This is a genomic window from Stenotrophomonas sp. 10N36 (genome assembly GCF_056395005.1).
In genome coordinates this window covers 1-15,255 of record NZ_JBFTIS010000036.1, presented here as the reverse complement: position 1 = coordinate 15,255, position 15,255 = coordinate 1, and the positions used below count along the sequence as shown (strand labels likewise).

At 68.1% G+C, this 15,255-nt stretch carries 12 protein-coding genes; 8 read left to right on the top strand and 4 right to left on the bottom strand.

Going from position 1 to position 15,255, the window contains the following annotated elements; genetic code table 11:
- Nucleotides 1–180: 180 nt before the first annotated feature.
- Nucleotides 181–1,146, bottom strand: coding sequence for a ribokinase (locus tag AC1DCJ_RS20080; protein ID WP_137191019.1), 966 nt, complete (start codon nt 1,144–1,146; stop codon nt 181–183).
- Nucleotides 1,147–1,172: 26 nt separating this feature from the next.
- Complete coding sequence (locus AC1DCJ_RS20075) at nt 1,173–2,471, bottom strand: NupC/NupG family nucleoside CNT transporter (protein WP_038690453.1); 1,299 nt, start codon at nt 2,469–2,471, stop codon at nt 1,173–1,175.
- Nucleotides 2,472–2,664: 193 nt separating this feature from the next.
- On the opposite strand from AC1DCJ_RS20075, the gene AC1DCJ_RS20070 reads away from it, so the two are divergent.
- The 5 genes from AC1DCJ_RS20070 (at nt 2,665) to AC1DCJ_RS20050 (ending at nt 8,230) form a co-directional block, all read left to right on the top strand.
- A complete protein-coding gene (locus AC1DCJ_RS20070) occupies nt 2,665–3,633 on the top strand; it encodes a potassium channel beta subunit family protein (RefSeq protein WP_478071778.1) in 969 nt (322 codons plus the stop codon).
- Nucleotides 3,634–3,921: 288 nt separating this feature from the next.
- Nucleotides 3,922–4,119 carry a hemin uptake protein HemP gene (gene hemP / locus AC1DCJ_RS20065; protein ID WP_019182448.1) on the top strand — a complete coding sequence of 66 codons (198 nt, stop codon included), beginning with the start codon at nt 3,922–3,924 and terminating at the stop codon, nt 4,117–4,119.
- Nucleotides 4,120–4,402: 283 nt separating this feature from the next.
- Entirely contained in the window at nt 4,403–6,643 is a 2,241-nt protein-coding gene (locus AC1DCJ_RS20060) for a TonB-dependent hemoglobin/transferrin/lactoferrin family receptor (protein ID WP_478071777.1), read from the top strand.
- Nucleotides 6,644–6,648: 5 nt separating this feature from the next.
- Complete coding sequence (locus tag AC1DCJ_RS20055) at nt 6,649–7,245, top strand: ChuX/HutX family heme-like substrate-binding protein (RefSeq protein ID WP_141059161.1); 597 nt, start codon at nt 6,649–6,651, stop codon at nt 7,243–7,245.
- Nucleotides 7,246–7,288: 43 nt separating this feature from the next.
- Nucleotides 7,289–8,230: a DUF6607 family protein gene (locus tag AC1DCJ_RS20050; RefSeq protein ID WP_478071776.1), complete on the top strand. Its 942-nt coding sequence runs from the start codon at nt 7,289–7,291 to the stop codon at nt 8,228–8,230.
- Between the two features lie 496 nt (nt 8,231–8,726).
- Here AC1DCJ_RS20050 and AC1DCJ_RS20045 read toward each other — a convergent pair whose 3' ends face one another.
- Nucleotides 8,727–11,213 carry an ABC transporter permease gene (locus AC1DCJ_RS20045; protein WP_478071775.1) on the bottom strand — a complete coding sequence of 829 codons (2,487 nt, stop codon included), beginning with the start codon at nt 11,211–11,213 and terminating at the stop codon, nt 8,727–8,729.
- Nucleotides 11,210–11,812, bottom strand: a complete 603-nt coding sequence (locus tag AC1DCJ_RS20040; protein WP_313247298.1) for an ABC transporter ATP-binding protein — start codon at nt 11,810–11,812, stop codon at nt 11,210–11,212. Before AC1DCJ_RS20040 ends, AC1DCJ_RS20045 begins: the two co-directional genes overlap by 4 nt.
- A gap of 120 nt (nt 11,813–11,932) precedes the next feature.
- Between AC1DCJ_RS20040 and AC1DCJ_RS20035 the strand changes: the two genes are divergently transcribed.
- The 3 genes from AC1DCJ_RS20035 to AC1DCJ_RS20025 all read left to right on the top strand — a co-directional run bounded on the left by AC1DCJ_RS20035 (nt 11,933) and on the right by AC1DCJ_RS20025 (nt 14,811).
- Nucleotides 11,933–12,583 carry an arylesterase gene (locus tag AC1DCJ_RS20035; RefSeq protein WP_314405316.1) on the top strand — a complete coding sequence of 217 codons (651 nt, stop codon included), beginning with the start codon at nt 11,933–11,935 and terminating at the stop codon, nt 12,581–12,583.
- Nucleotides 12,584–12,672: 89 nt separating this feature from the next.
- Nucleotides 12,673–13,386, top strand: a complete 714-nt coding sequence (locus tag AC1DCJ_RS20030; RefSeq protein WP_019182442.1) for a response regulator transcription factor — start codon at nt 12,673–12,675, stop codon at nt 13,384–13,386.
- 153 nt (nt 13,387–13,539) lie between these two features.
- On the top strand, nt 13,540–14,811 hold the full coding sequence (locus AC1DCJ_RS20025; RefSeq protein WP_137191012.1) for a sensor histidine kinase: 1,272 nt from the start codon (nt 13,540–13,542) through the stop codon (nt 14,809–14,811).
- The last annotated feature ends 444 nt before the right edge of the window (nt 14,812–15,255 follow it).

The window sequence follows — 15,255 nt, the reverse complement described above, 5'->3', positions numbered from 1 at the left end:
CCTTGGAGGCGAAATAAAGGAGGAGGGGGCGGCCGCAGGCCGACGCCGGGGGACATTCGCCGGAAAGGGCATCGGGGCCCAGCGACCGACCCACCAACAACCGCGCCTGCAAAGGGTCAACGCAGGCTTAAAAAAAAGGCCAGCGCGAACGCTGGCCTTGGTATTACGCAACCGTGACGCTTACTTGCTTTCGGCATCACCGGGGGTGAAGTGCGGCATCGCCACGGCGGCGCCTTCCTTCTCGGTGGAGCGGCCGGCGAACTGGTTGGCAAAACGCACGTGGCGGATGAAGGCCGCGTCCGGGTCCTGCGCGATCGAGGCGCACAGGGCGCCGTTGAAGGCATCGCCGGCACCGGTGGTGTCCAGCACCTGCACCTGCTCGGCGCCCACCCGGTAGTACGGCTGGGTATCGCCGCGCGGATTGTCTTCGGCGTGGGACACGAACACGCCCACCGAACCCAGCGTCACCACCACGGTGCCGGTGCCGGTGAGCTTGCGGCACAGCGCATGCAGGCTGGCACCGTCGAGCGCGGCCACGTCGTTGGCATCCACACGCTCGCCCACGTGGCGGCCGAGCAGGGCAGCGAACTCGGTCTCGTTGGGGGTCAGCACATCGGCCAGCTTGAGCAGGCCGATGCTGGACGGGGCGTCGGCCGGGGCCGCGTTGAGCACGGTGGTGACACCGGCCTCGCGGGCCAGCGCCAGCGCCGCTTCAATGGTTTCCACCGGCGATTCCAGCTGGGCCAGCACCACCTTGGCGCCGCCCAGCAGATCGCGCTGCGCCTGCACGAAGTCCACGCTCAGCGCGGCATTGGCGCCCGGGCCGATCACGATGGTGTTGCGGCCGCGGGCATCCACGTAGATGCCACCGGTGCCGGTCGGCTCGGTGCTGGCCTCGGCGGTCAGCGCGAAGCCGTCCTGCGCGGCCAGGCCACGTGCCATCGCACCGCCGGCATCGTCGCCCAGCGCGCACAGGAAGGTGGTGGCGGCGCCAGCGCGGCACGCGGCCACGGCCTGGTTGAAGCCCTTGCCGCCGGGGCCGGTGCTGTAGCGCCCGGCGATGGTCGCGCCCGGAGCCGGGAGCGACTCGCAACGCCAGACATGATCCACGTTGAAGGAACCGACGACGACGACATTGCTACTCATAAAGACTGTTTCTCAAAGAACGGATATCAGCTGAAATGCGTCAGCACGCCGGCAATGGTTGCCGTCATGAAGGTGGCGATGGTGCCGCCCAGCACTGCACGCAGGCCGAACTTGGCCAGGTCGTGGCGGCGTTCCGGGGCCAGCCCACCAATACCACCGATCTGGATGGCGATGGAGCTGAAGTTGGCAAAACCGCACAGCGCGTAGGTGGCGATCAGGCGGCCTTCGGACGACAGGCTCATGCCCGGCACCTGGCCGTTGACGATCTTGGACAGCTCCGAGTACGCCACGAACTCATTGATGACCACCTTCTGGCCGATCAGCGAGCCTACCGTGGTGGCATCGGCCCAGGGGGTGCCGATGACCCAGGCGATCGGGGCCAGCACGTAGCCGAAGATGGTCGACAGGTCGGTCGGACGGCCGATCATGGCCTGCAGGCCGCTGATCTCGCCCAGCCAGGTCAGCGGGGCGTTGAGCAGGGCGATCAGGGCGATGAAGGCCAGCAGCATCGCACCGATGTTCAGCGCCAGCTTGAGGCCGTCGCCGGCACCGGCCGCGGCGGCGTCGATGATGTTGCTGGAGGTCTTCTCCACTTCCATCTTGACCGTGCCGCGGGTCAGCGGGGTGCCGGTTTCGGGCACCAGCAGCTTGGCCACCACCAGGGTTGCCGGGGCCGCCATGATGCTGGCCGCCAGCAGGTGCTTGGCATAGAAGGCCTGCTGCACCGGGTCGTTGCCGCCCAGCATGCCCACGTAGGCCGCCAGCACGCCGCCGGCGATGTGCGCCATGCCGCCGATCATCATGGTGATCAGTTCGGACTGGGTCATCTTGGCAATGTACGGGCGCACCGTCAGCGGCGCCTCGGTCTGGCCGATGAAGACGCTGGCGCAGACGCTGGTGGTTTCGGCACCGGACACGCGCATGATCTTGGTGATCGCCCAGGCCATGCCGCGCACGATCGCCTGCATCACGTTGAGGTGGTACATGACCCCCATCAGCGCCGAGAAGAAGATGATCGTCGGCAGCACCTGGAAGGCGAAGATGAAGCCGAACTGCTCGGTGTTCATCAGGCTGCCGAAGATGAACTTTGAGCCTTCGTTGACGAAGCTCAGGATCTTGACAAAGCCCTTGCCCAGCGCATCGAACACGTCGCGGCCACCGGGCACCAGCAGCACCACCGCCGCAAAGGCGATCTGCAGCGCGATGCCGGTTACCACCAGACGCCAGTCCACGGCGCGCTTGTTGTTCGAGAACAGCCACGCGATGCCGATCAGCACCGCCAACCCGAACAGGCCGAAGCCAATCCTGCCCAAACCTTCGACCATGAGACTTCCCTTGGGGGTGCCGCGAAAAACGGGAAGCCTATAGCGGTGGCAGGGGCGGGGCAAGGAAAAGCGGCGTCTGCGGGTCGATCGACCGTGATCGGGCAAGCATCGGCAAGGGTTTGCGGGCGGCGGGCAGCTACACTGGCCGGCACCGTTCCGGCCCGGTTGCGGGCCTGCAGCAGAGGACAATCCCATGCAATACCGACGTCTTGGATCCACCGGCCTGAAGGTGTCGGCCCTGTCCTTCGGGGCCTGGGTCACCTTTGGCGACCAGATCGGCCGCGACGAGGCCCGCAACCTGGTCGCCAGCGCCTGGGACCACGGCATCACCTTCTTCGACAATGCCGAGGGCTATGCGCGCGGCCGGGCCGAGCAGGTGATGGGCGATGTGATCGCCGACCTGCGCCTGCCGCGCGACGGCTTCTGCGTGTCCAGCAAGGTGTTCTTCGGCGCCGTGGACGACCCGCGCCCGACCCAGCACGGGCTGTCGCGCAAGCACGTGACCGACGCCTGCCACGCCGCGCTCAAGCGGCTGCGGGTGGACTACCTGGACCTGTATTACTGCCACCGCCCGGACCCGGACACCCCCATCGCCGAGACCGTGCTGGCCATGGACACCCTGATCCGCCAGGGCAAGGTGCTGTACTGGGGCACCTCGGAGTGGTCGGCGGCCCAGCTGCAGGAGGCCGTGGCCGTGGCGCGCGCGCAGAACCTGCACCTGCCTTCGATGGAGCAGCCGCAGTACAACCTGCTGCACCGCGAGCGCGTGGAACAGGAGTACGCCCCGCTGTACGCCGACCCGGGCCTGGGCACCACGATCTGGTCGCCGCTGGCCTCGGGCCTGCTGACCGGCAAGTACAACGACGGCGTGGATGCGCAGTCGCGGCTGGGCCAGGAACAGATGGGCTGGCTCAAGGACATGGTGCTGGACCCGGCCGGCAACCGGCTGGACAAGGTCCGCGGCTACACCGCGCTGGCCGCCGGCCTCGGCCTGTCCCCGGCGCAGCTGGCCATCGCCTGGTGCCTGCGCAACCCGAACGTCTCCAGCGTGATCCTCGGCGCCAGCCGGGTCAGCCAGCTGGAAGAGAACCTGGGCGCGCTGGACCTGCTGGCACAGGTGGACGAGGCCACCTGGCAGCAGGTAGAGGCGATCTTCGCCTGATACGCGTCCCGGCACGCAAAGCGTAGAGCCGGGCTCTGCCCGGCTTGCATCAGGATCCCCGTAGAGCCGGGCTCTGCCCGGCTGGATGGGCCGAGCAACCCGGACATCCCGGTGGCCCAGCCGAGCAACGCTCGGCTCTACCGACGGTCCGTGCGCACCTTTCGATTGATACGATCAATCGAAAAGAGCAAATCAATCATCAATGCCATCAATCAAATTGAGAATGGTTGTTGATTGTCAACTGAGAATCATTATCATTTGACTCGCCCCTCGCACGAGTCCAGACGAATGAACACTCAAGCTGCTGTACTGCTGCGCCCCGAAACGCTGACCCTCCGCGACCGTCCGGTGCGCGTGGTCCCGCCCGAAGAAGTGATCGACAGCGAAGCCCTGCTCAAGGGACGCCGCGAAATCCTGATCCAGCACGGCGACCGCTTCTACCGCCTGCGCCATACCAGCAACGACAAGCTGATCCTGACCAAATAGAGCCGGGCAGAGCCCGGCTCTACGTAGAGCCGACCGTTGGTCGGCTGTTGAGCCAGGAAGCCCGGTTGTACGTAGAGCCGACCGTTGGTCGGCTGTTTACCGCCAGGCAGCCCAGCTGCACCGCTACCCGCCCGCGCATGGCCCATCGGGTCCGCACCTCCCCCCGGACCCGGCGGGCACGCCGTGTACCACCGCTCTCTCCCCCTCGATTCTTCGTCAGCGGCTTGGGTCGCTGGCGTCGGTCGGGGGTCTCCTTCCGCGTCACGCCAATCGCCCGCCCTCCATGAAGAACCGTCCGACTGCCCTGAGCGCCGCCTTGTGGCTGGCCTTGCCGATGGCCGCGCATGCGGCTGCCGATGCTGATGCTGCACCCGACGCGCGCCAGTTCGATCCCGTGCAGGTCACCGCCACGCGCACCGCACGCGCGCTGAGCGACGTGCCGGCCACTGTCGATGTGATCGACCGCGAGCAGCTGGACAACCACCTGGTGCGCGACCTCAAAGACCTGGTGCGCTACGAACCGGGCCTGTCGGTGACCAGCAGCCCGGCGCGGTTCGGCCTGGGCGGCATCCGCATCCGTGGCCTGGACGGCAACCGCGTGCTGATCCAGACCGACGGCATCGCCATGCCCAAGGCCTTCGCGATCGGCAGCTTCTCCGATGCCAACCGCAATTTCACCGACCTGGAAACGCTCAAGCGCGTTGAAATCGTGCGCGGGCCCGCCAGCGCGCTGTACGGGTCGGACGCCCTGGGTGGCGTGGTCGCCTTCGTCACCAAGGACCCGGCCGATTATCTGAAAGACGGCAAAAACAGCTACGTCGGCCTGAAGGTCGGCTACGACGGGCAGTGGGACGGGCTGCTGGGCAGCGTCACCACCGCCTTCGGCGGCGACCGCTGGAGCGGCATGGTCAACGTCAACCACCGCCAGGGCCAGGAAACCCAAAGCATGGGCGACCGGCGCAGCAATGACAGCACCCGCACCGCGGCCAACCCGCAGGACCGCGACGGTCGCAGCGTGCTGGGCAAGCTGGTGTTTGCGCCCAGCCAAGACCAGCGCTTCAAGCTGACCGTGGAAGGCAACGAAGACAGCGTGGACACCAACGTGTTGTCGTCGGTGGCGCCCCCTGCGCCGGTGATCGCCGCGGCAACCACCACCGCGATGAAGGCGCGCGACCACCAGACCCGGGCCCGCGTGTCGTTCGGCCACGAGATGGACAACCTGGGCCAGGGCTTCGCCGATGACCTGGCCTGGCAGGTGTACCGGCAGGACAGCGAAACCACCCAGCGCACCTATGAAAACCGGGGCAGCGGCGACAACGCCAGCCGCCGCGAGCGCGAGTTCAATTTCGACCAGCGCGTGTACGGCCTGCAGGCGGTGTTCCACAAGGGCCTGCAGACCGGGTCGGTCGAGCATGCGCTGACCTACGGGCTGGAAGGCACCTGGACGGAGACCCACCAGAAGCGCGACGGCTTCCAGGTCAACGCCAAGGGCGTGGTGAACACCACGATCCTGCCCGACACCTTCCCGGTGCGCGACTTCCCGATCAGCAAGACCACCGAGCTGGGTCTGTACGTGCAGGATGAAATGCGCTTCGCCGATGGACGCCTGTCACTGGTGCCCGGCGTGCGCGTGGACCATTACGAACTGCGCCCGGAAGCCGATGGCATCTTCAGCACCGACAACCCCGGCGTGGCCGTGTCGGACCTGACCAAGACCAGTGTGTCGCCGAAACTGGGCCTGGTCTGGCGCTTTGCCGACCAGTGGTCGCTGTTTGCCGGGTACGCGCATGGCTTCCGCTCGCCGCCGTTCAATGACGTCAACCTGGGCTTCACCAACGTGCAGTTGGGCTACACGGCCATTCCCAACCCGGACCTCAAGCCGGAGACCAGCGATGGCCTGGAACTGGGCGTGCGCTTCATCGGCGCGGCCGCGTATGCCAGCGTCAGCGGCTACTACAACCGCTACAAGGATTTCATCGAGTCGCAGGGTTTTGTCGGGTTCAACAACCAGGGCCTGCAGGTGTTCCAGTCGCGCAACGTGGCCGACGCGGACATCTACGGCGCCGAGCTGAAGGCCGGGGTCGAGTTCGGCCAGCTCAGCAGCGCGCTGGACGGCTGGTCGTTGAACGGCTCGGTGGCGTGGGCACACGGCCAGAACAAGACCGAAGACGTGCCGTTGTCGACCATCGATCCGTTGCGCGGCACCGTGGGCCTGGCCTACGACCGCGACCGCTGGGGCGTGGAACTGGTGGGCACCTTCGCCCGGCGCAAGGACCGCCTGCCGCCGGCCGCCGTGGCCAACACCACGCCGTTCGCCCCGGCCGGTTACGGCGTGCTGGACCTGATGGCGCATTGGGACGTCGCGCCGGGCGCGAAGATCAACGTCGGGGTGTTCAACCTCGGCGACCGCCGCTACATCGACTATTCCGGGATCACCTCGTCGCTGGTGTCCACCAGCAGCGTGGCCGATCGTTTCACCAACCCTGGCCGCAACGTGTCGGCCAGCCTAGCCGTGAGCTGGTAGCCGCCATGAGCCGAGCCCTGTCTGCCGTACGTTCGTTCGCCGGTGCACGCAGTACGGCACCGTTGCCATCGCCAACGCAGCTGGCGGCGTTGGGCACCGTGCTGTGCCTGTACCGGCCCGACAGCAGCGAGCTGGGCGGCTGGAAGCACGCGGTGTCGGCCCATGCCTGCCAGGGCATGGACAGCGAGGGCATCCGCGAAAGCCTGTGTTTCGCCGATGCGCGCGGCCGCTGCTGCTGGCGCCTGTACCTGCTGCCCGACAGCGATTTCCTGGCCTGGGACCGGCTGGTGACGGCCTTCCCGGCGCGCCCGGAACCGGTCAACGATGGCGGCGTGGCCGAGCGCCTGTGGCGCCGTCTGGCCACGCGCCTGGGCGGCGAGCCATGGCGGATGTGCGCGCTGCGCCTGCATGCCAACGACGGCCAGGGGCTGTCGGCCAGCCTGGCCTCGCTGTCGGCACTGGGCGCGACGGCGGCGCGGCGGATTGCACGGGTGGAAGGCGCAGACGGTGAGCTGTGGGTCGATGACTGCTGCTGTGCCACGGCGGCGCGCCAGGCGCCGGTGCCACTGGACCGCAGTGCGCCGCCACTGGTGCGGCTGTAACCAACACGATGCGATGCAAGCCAACCTTGAAGGAACTCCTTGGATGAAACACCAGATAGCCAGTGCGTGCCTGCTGCTTGCCAGCAGCGGTATGGTCCACGCCCAGCCCTCGAACCTGCAGCGCGACCACGACAGCATCGTGGCGATGAAGGGCGAATACGTGGTCGACTTCGCCTTCGACGAGACGGTGCTGCTGAAGCCGGGTTACGAGCGCGCGCCGGCGGTGCGCAGCGGCGGCAACGAGGTGGTGATCGTGGTGGAGGACAGCCCGACGCGGGTAGTCCTGCAGCACCTGCTGGTGGATCCCAAGAGCGGCCATGTGACCAAGCACTGGCGGCAGGATTGGGTGTACGAAGCACCGCACCGGTTCGAGTTCAGTGCCGACCAGACCTGGCAGGTGCGCACCATTCCGGCCGCGGTCAATGCCGGTGCATGGACCCAGTGCGTGTACGAAGTGAGCGATGCGCCGCGCTACTGCGGCACGGGCACCTGGGCCTACGACAACGGGGTGGCGACGTGGACCAGCGACCTGAGCTGGCGCCCGCTGCCGCGCCGTGAGTACACCCGGCGCAGCGACTACAACGCGCTGGCGGTGGTCAACCGGCACACGCTGACGCCGAACGGATGGACGCACGAGCAGTTCAACACCAAGATCCTGCGCAACGCCGACAGCAGCCAGCAGGAGATCGCGCGCGAGTTCGGCTTCAACGACTACACCAAGACCACCGAGGTCGACTTCAAACCGGCCTACGACTACTGGACCGCCACCGCCGGCTACTGGGCCAAGGTCCGCCAGCGTTGGGACGGGTTCCTGGGCCAGGCGCCGGGCGTGCACCTGAAAACGAAGCTGGACGGGATGGCGATGATCATTCCGCTGTTCACCCAGGCCCAGGATCTCCAGGACGGCAAGAAAGTGAAGGACGCGCAGATCGACGCGGTGTTCAAGCAATGGGTGGAAAAGGCACCGGCCGACGCCGCCCGCTAAGTTCGCCCACCCGCTGAGCCAAAAAAGAGGTTCTTCGCTCATCTGCGGGCAAGCAGAAACGCCCTGACACTTTCCAGACGCAGCCGTCGGCGGGTCGGGCGCCGGGCCCCCATGCCCTTTCCGGCGACGCCTCCGGCGTCGGCCTGCGGCCGCCACCTCCTCCTTTATTTCGCCTCCAAGGGTATGGGGGCCCAGCGCCCGACCCACCGACGGCGCCGGAGAATTCTGCTTGGTTCTGCCGCAAGCCGAGCCCCGTAGCAGCCGGTAGGCTCCTGGGCAAAATAAAGGAGGAGGCCGCCCAGCGGCCGGGGGACATTTGCACCAGGGGCCTAGCGGCTGCTACGGGGCCCTGACGCTCGCGACCGGCCCGATCGGAGACGCTTCTTTTTTCTGGAGTGCAGTCGGCAAACCCCGGCAGAGCCACGCCAAGCTGGCCGCGCCTCAACGCCAACCGACCCACGGTCGGTCGCGACGCGGCCTGAGCGCCGCGCCCGCCTCACACCTCGCGCAACGCCAGTGCCGGCGGGGTGTGCAGGATCCGCCGCGTGCCCCACCAGCCGGCCAGCATGCTCAGGCCCACCCCGATCACGCCGCCGACCAGCAGCGGTCCCCACGGCGGGCTCAGCGTCAGCTCGAACACCTGCCGCGCCACCACGCTGCCCAGCAGCGCCGCTGCGCCCACCGCCAGCAACGCCGACAACAGCCCCAGCGCGCCGAACTCCACCAGCACCGCCCCGCGCAGCTGGGTGCGCGTGGCGCCCAGCGTGCGCAGCACCGCGCTGTCGTAACGGCGCTCGCCGGCCGTGGCCTGCAGCGCCGCCAGCAGCACCAGCAGCCCGGCCAGCAGGCTGAAGCCCATCACCAGCTGCACCGCCTGGGTCACCCGGTCCACCACCTCGCGTACCCGCTGCAGGATCCCGTCGATATCCAGCAGCGAGATGTTCGGGTAGTCGCGGGTCAGCGCGGCCAGCTGCGTGGCCTGCGCACGTGGCAGGTGGAAGGCGGTGATCAGGTTGTAGGGCGCATCGCCCACCGCGCCTTCGTTGAGCAGCAGGAAGAAGTTGACCCGGAACGAATCCCAGTCGGCCTTGCGGATGCTGGTCACGGTGAAGCTGCGTTGCTGCTCGCCCATCTGCAGGGTCACCGTGTCGCCCAGCTTCATCCCGTAGCGCTCGGCCCAGCCCTGTTCGATGGAGGCCTCGGCCGCCGTGCTGCCAGCGTCCCAGTAGCGCCCACTCAGCAGCGTGTTGGCCGGCGGGAAATCATGGCGCCAGGAGAAGTTGACCGGACGGTTGGCATCGTCGTCGTCGTTGCTGTTGTCCTGCCGTTCCTGCCGCTGCGGCGGCCGGTCGTTGACCGCCAGCAGGCGCCCGGTACTGAACGGCTCGATCCCCGGCGCGGCCACGCCCAGCCCCTGCAGGGTGGTCAGCACGGCGTCGCGCTGCTCGGGTTGGATGTTCATCAGGAAGTAGTTGGGCGTGTCCACCGGCAGGCGGTCGCGCCACTGCGCCAGGAGCCCCGGCCCGATCACCGACAGCAGCAACAGCGCGCACAGCGACAGCGACAGCCCCACCAGCTGCAGCACCGCCAGACCACGGCGGCGGGTGAGGGCGGCCAGGCCCAGCTTCCAGCGCCCGCGCAGGCGCGGCTGCAGGCCACGCAGCAGCCACAGCAGAAACGCGCCCAGCGCGCCGGCCAGGGCGGCCAGGGCGGCCAATCCACCCAGCACCCAGGCGGCCAGTTTCACATCGCCGGTGGCCTGCACGGTCAGCGCTACCGTGGCCGCCAGTGCGGCCACGTAGACCAGCAGCGAGCTCGGCGGCAGGGCGGCGAAGCTGCGGTTGAGCACGCGCATCGGCGGCACCCGGCGCAGACGCAGCAGCGGCGGCAGGCCGAAGCCCAGCAGCAGCACCAGGCCGATACCCGCGCCACTCAGCGCCGGGGTGGCCTGCGGCAGCGGCAAGCGGTTGGGAATCAACCCGCCCAGCGCCTGCACCAGCCCGGCCTGCGCGGCCATGCCCAGGCCGATACCCACCAGGCATGCCGGCACCGCCAGCATCACCAGCTGCAGCGCCATGGCGCTGAGAATGTCGCGTTGGCGGGCGCCCAGGCAGCGCAGGATGGCCACCTGGTCGATCCGGCGCAGTGCGAAGCGGTTGGCCGCCAGCGCGGTGGCCACGCCGGCCAGCAGCACCGCCAGCAGGGCGGCCAGCGACAGGAAGCGGCCGGCCAGGTCGAACGCACCGCGCACGCCGCGCTGGGTGTCGGCGATGCCGACGATGCGGTAGCCCTTGGCCTGCGGTGCCAGCCACGCGCGGAAGTCGGCGATGGCCTCCGGTGCACCGGCGAACATCATCCGGTACGAGGCGCGGCTGCCGGGGCCGAGCAGGCCGGCCGCGTCGACGTCGGCGCGGTTGACCAGCAGGGGCGGGGAGAGCTGCATCAGCTCGCCGGAGGTATCCGGTTCGGCCTGCAGCACGCGGGTAACGGTGAGGCTGCCCGCGCCGAACTCCAGCGCGTCGCCCACCTTCAGGCCGAGCGCCTGCATCAGGCGTGGATCGGCATAGGCCTGCCCGGTTGGCGGCGCGCCGGCCGGCTCGGGGGGGGTGCCCTGCAGGCCGCGGCTGACCAGCAGCTGCCCGCGCAGCGGGTAGCCGTCGCTGACCGCCTTGATGTTGGCCATCTGGCTGGCGTCGCCATGGAACAGCACGGTGGGGAAGCTGACCATGCGGGTGTTGGCCAGTCCGCGCGCGCGCGCGGCCTCGGCGAACGCCTGCGGGATGTCCTCGCGTGCGTTCAGACCCAGGTCGCCGCCCAGCATTTCGGCGGCGCTGCCGGTCAGGGCCAGCGTGACCCGGTTGACCAGCGTGCCCACCGCGGTCATCACCGCCACACCGAGCACCAGCGCGGCGAAGACGGTGAGCAGGTCACCGGCAAGGAATTCGCGGCGCAGGGCGCGCGCGGCATGCTTGACCACGTTCATGCGGACACGCCGGCCGCGCTGTCCACCAACCGGCCGCCATCAAGCCGGTAGATGCGCTGGCAGCGCTGGGCCAGGCGCAGGTCATGGGTGACCAGCACCAGCGTGGTGTCGCTGGTGGCATTGAGGGCGAACAGCAGGTCGCTGATCTGCTGACCTGTGGCCTGGTCCAGGCTGCCGGTGGGCTCATCGGCAAACAGGATGCGCGGCTTGGCCACGAATGCCCGTGCCAGGGCCACGCGCTGCTGTTCGCCGCCGGACAGCTGGCGCGGGTAGTGGCGGGCGCGATGGGTAAGCCCCACCTGCGCCAGCACCTCACGCACGCGTGTGGCATCTTCGCGCCCGGCCAGCTCCAGCGGCAGCGCGATGTTCTCTTCGGCGGTGAGCGCCGGCAGCAGGTGGAAGCTCTGGAACACAAAGCCCACTTCGCGGGCGCGCAACTGCGCGCGGTCTTCCTCGTCCAGGGCATTGAGGTCCGACCCGGCCAGCGTGACCCGCCCGCGGCTGGGCAGGTCCAGTCCGGCCAGCAGGCCGAGCAGGGTGGTCTTGCCGGAACCTGAAGCGCCGACGATGGCGATGCTCTCGCCTTCATGGACGGTCATGCCAATGTTGTCCAGTATGTGGACTTCACCCTCCGGGCCACGCGCGGATTTGCCCACGTCATGGGCGGCGATGGCGACGGACGCGCTGCGGGGGGACAGGCTGTCGATGAGGATTCTCCAATGTACCGAGCGATGTGGAAGGGCCGCACGGCCCTGATGGTCTGGATGCTGGCAGCATTGCTGCTGGCGCCGTTGCTGGCGTGTGCCAAAGGTGCCGCCCCGGCCAACGCGGTGCTGGTGGTCGGTGACAGCCTCAGTGCTGCCCACAATATCCCGGCCGAATCGGGCTGGGTGAACCTGCTTCAGCAGCGGGTCAAACAACAGGTGAAGCCGGCCCCGGCGATCATCAACGCCAGCATCAGCGGCGAGACCACCGCCGGCGCGCTTACCCGCCTGCCGGGCCTGCTGGCCAAGCACCGCCCGGCGGTGGTGGTGATCGAGCTCGGCGGCAACGACGCGCTGCGCGGGCTGACCCCGGTGCAGCTGCGCGGCAACCTGGAAAAGATGATCGTGGCCAGCCAGACGGCCGGCGCGAAGGTGCTGCTGCTGGGCATCGACGTGCCGCCCAACTACGGCCCGGCCTACCGCCAGCGGCTCAAGGACGTGTACGCCGGGCTGGCCAGCCAGTACAAGGTGCCGCTGCTGCCGTTCCTGCTGGACGGGGTGGCGCTGCAGCCGGGACTGATGCAGGCCGACGGCCTGCATCCCACCGCAGCAGCCCAGCCGCGGGTGCTGGACAACGTCTGGCCGCACCTCAAACCCCTGCTCTGACAACGATTTCGATTCCGGTGTGAGCGACTTCACACCGCCTCCACTGCCGATGCGGCATGTTTCACAAAGCTGAAGAAAGAGGGAATCCCATGCGTCAGACAAAGGAGACCTCCGGCCTGGTGCTGGTGGTCGAGGACAACCGCAATATTTCCGAGATGATCGGTGAGTATCTGGAAGGCCGCGGGTTCGAAGTCGACTATGCCCAGGACGGGCTGGACGGCTATCGCCTTGCGGCGGAGAACAGTTATGACGTGGTGGTGCTGGACCTGATGCTGCCGCGCCTGGACGGCATTGAAGTCTGCCGCCGGCTGCGCAACGACGCCCGCAAGTCGACCCCGGTGCTGATGCTGACCGCGCGCGATACGCTGGACGACAAGCTGACCGGCCTGGGCTTTGGCGCCGACGATTACCTGACCAAGCCGTTTGCGATCCAGGAACTGGAAGCACGCCTGCGTGCCCTGATCCGTCGCGAACGTCGCCAGGTGGGCTCGGAAGTGCTCAAGGTGGCCGACCTGGTGCTGGATCCGGTGAGCATGCGGGCCACCCGTGCTGGCACCGAACTGCAGCTGTCGCCGATCGGCCTGCGCCTGTTGACGATCCTGATGCGCGAATCGCCCCGCGTGGTGACCCGTCAGGAAATCGAGCGCGAGATCTGGGGCAATGGCCTGCCGGACTCGGACACCCTGCGCAGCCATCTGTACAACCTGCGCAAGATCATCGACAAGCCGTTCGACCGCCCCCTGCTGCACACCGTGCAGAGCGCGGGTTACCGCATCGCCGACATCGCCCAGCCGATGAGCTGATGCACATCGCAGTGGCTGGCGCATGACCGGAGGGGCCGTGACCGGCCCCGATCGAGACAACGCCCCGCGCGTTTGCGGGTCGTTGTCGTTTCTTGCACGATGGAATCACGGCGCGCTTCCCTATAATCGCGGCGAACCGCCCTGGACCCCGTAATGCCGCACGGTCTGCCGCGCAAGATACGCATCGTCTTCATTCTCCAAGCCGTGCTGGCCAGCCTGGGCATCCTGCTGGGCGCGTGGCTGGTGTCGCTGGTGATCAAGCACAGCCTGGTCAGCAGCGCGCTGAAGGAGGAAGCGGCCTACTACTGGCAGCTGCACGATGCGTCGGCGATGCAACCGCCGCCGAACACGCAGAACATCCGCGGCTACCTGCTGGAAACCGGGCGATCGCCGTTGAGCCTGCCGGCCAACCTGCGCGCGCTGCCGCCGGGCTTCCACGAACTGAAGGCCGATGACCAGCTGGTGCTTGTGGACGCGCGCCCGGAAGGGCGCCTGTACCTGGTGTTCCTGCGCTCGCGCGCGGAGATGCTGGCGTTCTGGTTCGGCATCGTGCCGGTGCTGCTGACGTTGCTGGCAGTGTATGGCGCCTCGTGGGTGACCTATCGGGCGTCCAAGCGGCTGGTGTCGCCGGTGAACTGGCTGGCGCGGCGCGTGTCGCGCTGGGACCCGGGACACCCGGAAGCGGCCGATCTGGCGCCGGACAAGTTGCCGGCGGACATGCAGGGCGAGACGCGCCAGCTGGCGGCGGCCCTGCATTCGCTGGCCACGCGGGTCACCGCGCATGTGGCACGCGAGCGCAACTTCACCCGCGATGCCAGCCATGAGCTGCGCACGCCGTTGACGGTGATCCGGGTCGCCAGCGATATCGCCCTGGGCGACCAGGAGCTGACGCCGCGCCTGCGCCGCGGACTCAACCGCATCCAGCGCGCGGGTCGTGACATGGAGGCGGTGATCGACGCCTTCCTGATCCTGGCCCGCGAGGCGGACGTGGAGCCGCAGGTGGAGCTGTTCGACGTCAACGAGATCGTGCGCTACGAGGTGGACAACGCGCGCGAGCTGATGGCGGGTCGACCGGTGGAAATTTTCCTGCACAGCGCCGGCCCGGTGCAGCTGCACGCACCGCCGCGGGTGCTGCAGGTGGTGGTGAGCAACCTTGTCCGCAACGCGTGCAGCTACACCGACGAAGGGCGCATCGATGTGGATGTGCTGGATGATCGGGTGGTGGTGCGCGACACCGGAATCGGGATGTCGGCCGAAGCGCTGGGCCGGGCGTTCGAGCCGTTCTACCGGGCCGAGCCGACGCGGCCGCAAGGCACGGGGCTGGGATTGTCGATCGTGCGCCGGTTGTGCGACCGGTTCGGGTGGAAGGTGACTCTGGACAGCGAACCGGGGCGGGGCACGCAGGCGGCGGTGTTGTACCGGTAGGGAGTTTCAGGGCAACGGCTGCTGGTTCTGTTTTTCTGCGTGTGGGTCGGGCCGCATGGGGAGGGTAGGAGCAGCCGAGCATGGCTCGGCTTTACCGGTGTTCTTCCGGTGGCATCTTTTTCGCGTGTTGATCATTGCCGCGCCGCGCGCGGCCAGCGGACCAACGGTCCGCTCTACCGTTTCAGGCAGCGGACCAACGGTCCGCTCTACCGGTCCAGGCAGCGGACCAACGACGGGTGTGTTTCCGGATGGTTCCCCACAAACGCGTTCGCGGATTGCCTCCGACAACGCATACCCGCCGTGGTAGGTGCCGACCGTTGGTCGGCACGCTCTTCCTCTTTTCCCAAACGCGCCGACCTGTTGTCGAGGGTCGGGGTGGGTGAGGTGGCGGGACCGTTGGGCGCCATGGATGGCGCCCACGAGCCTCCAAGGATGGATTTACGG

Coding starts and splice junctions, on each gene's coding strand:
- AC1DCJ_RS20080 (WP_137191019.1), bottom strand. CDS start 1,146: ATGAGTAGCAATGTCGTCGTCGTCGGTTCCTTCAACGTGGATCATGTC.
- AC1DCJ_RS20075 (WP_038690453.1), bottom strand. CDS start 2,471: ATGGTCGAAGGTTTGGGCAGGATTGGCTTCGGCCTGTTCGGGTTGGCG.
- AC1DCJ_RS20070 (WP_478071778.1), top strand. CDS start 2,665: ATGCAATACCGACGTCTTGGATCCACCGGCCTGAAGGTGTCGGCCCTG.
- hemP (WP_019182448.1), top strand. CDS start 3,922: ATGAACACTCAAGCTGCTGTACTGCTGCGCCCCGAAACGCTGACCCTC.
- AC1DCJ_RS20060 (WP_478071777.1), top strand. CDS start 4,403: ATGAAGAACCGTCCGACTGCCCTGAGCGCCGCCTTGTGGCTGGCCTTG.
- AC1DCJ_RS20055 (WP_141059161.1), top strand. CDS start 6,649: ATGAGCCGAGCCCTGTCTGCCGTACGTTCGTTCGCCGGTGCACGCAGT.
- AC1DCJ_RS20050 (WP_478071776.1), top strand. CDS start 7,289: ATGAAACACCAGATAGCCAGTGCGTGCCTGCTGCTTGCCAGCAGCGGT.
- AC1DCJ_RS20045 (WP_478071775.1), bottom strand. CDS start 11,213: ATGAACGTGGTCAAGCATGCCGCGCGCGCCCTGCGCCGCGAATTCCTT.
- AC1DCJ_RS20040 (WP_313247298.1), bottom strand. CDS start 11,812: ATGACCGTCCATGAAGGCGAGAGCATCGCCATCGTCGGCGCTTCAGGT.
- AC1DCJ_RS20035 (WP_314405316.1), top strand. CDS start 11,933: ATGTACCGAGCGATGTGGAAGGGCCGCACGGCCCTGATGGTCTGGATG.
- AC1DCJ_RS20030 (WP_019182442.1), top strand. CDS start 12,673: ATGCGTCAGACAAAGGAGACCTCCGGCCTGGTGCTGGTGGTCGAGGAC.
- AC1DCJ_RS20025 (WP_137191012.1), top strand. CDS start 13,540: ATGCCGCACGGTCTGCCGCGCAAGATACGCATCGTCTTCATTCTCCAA.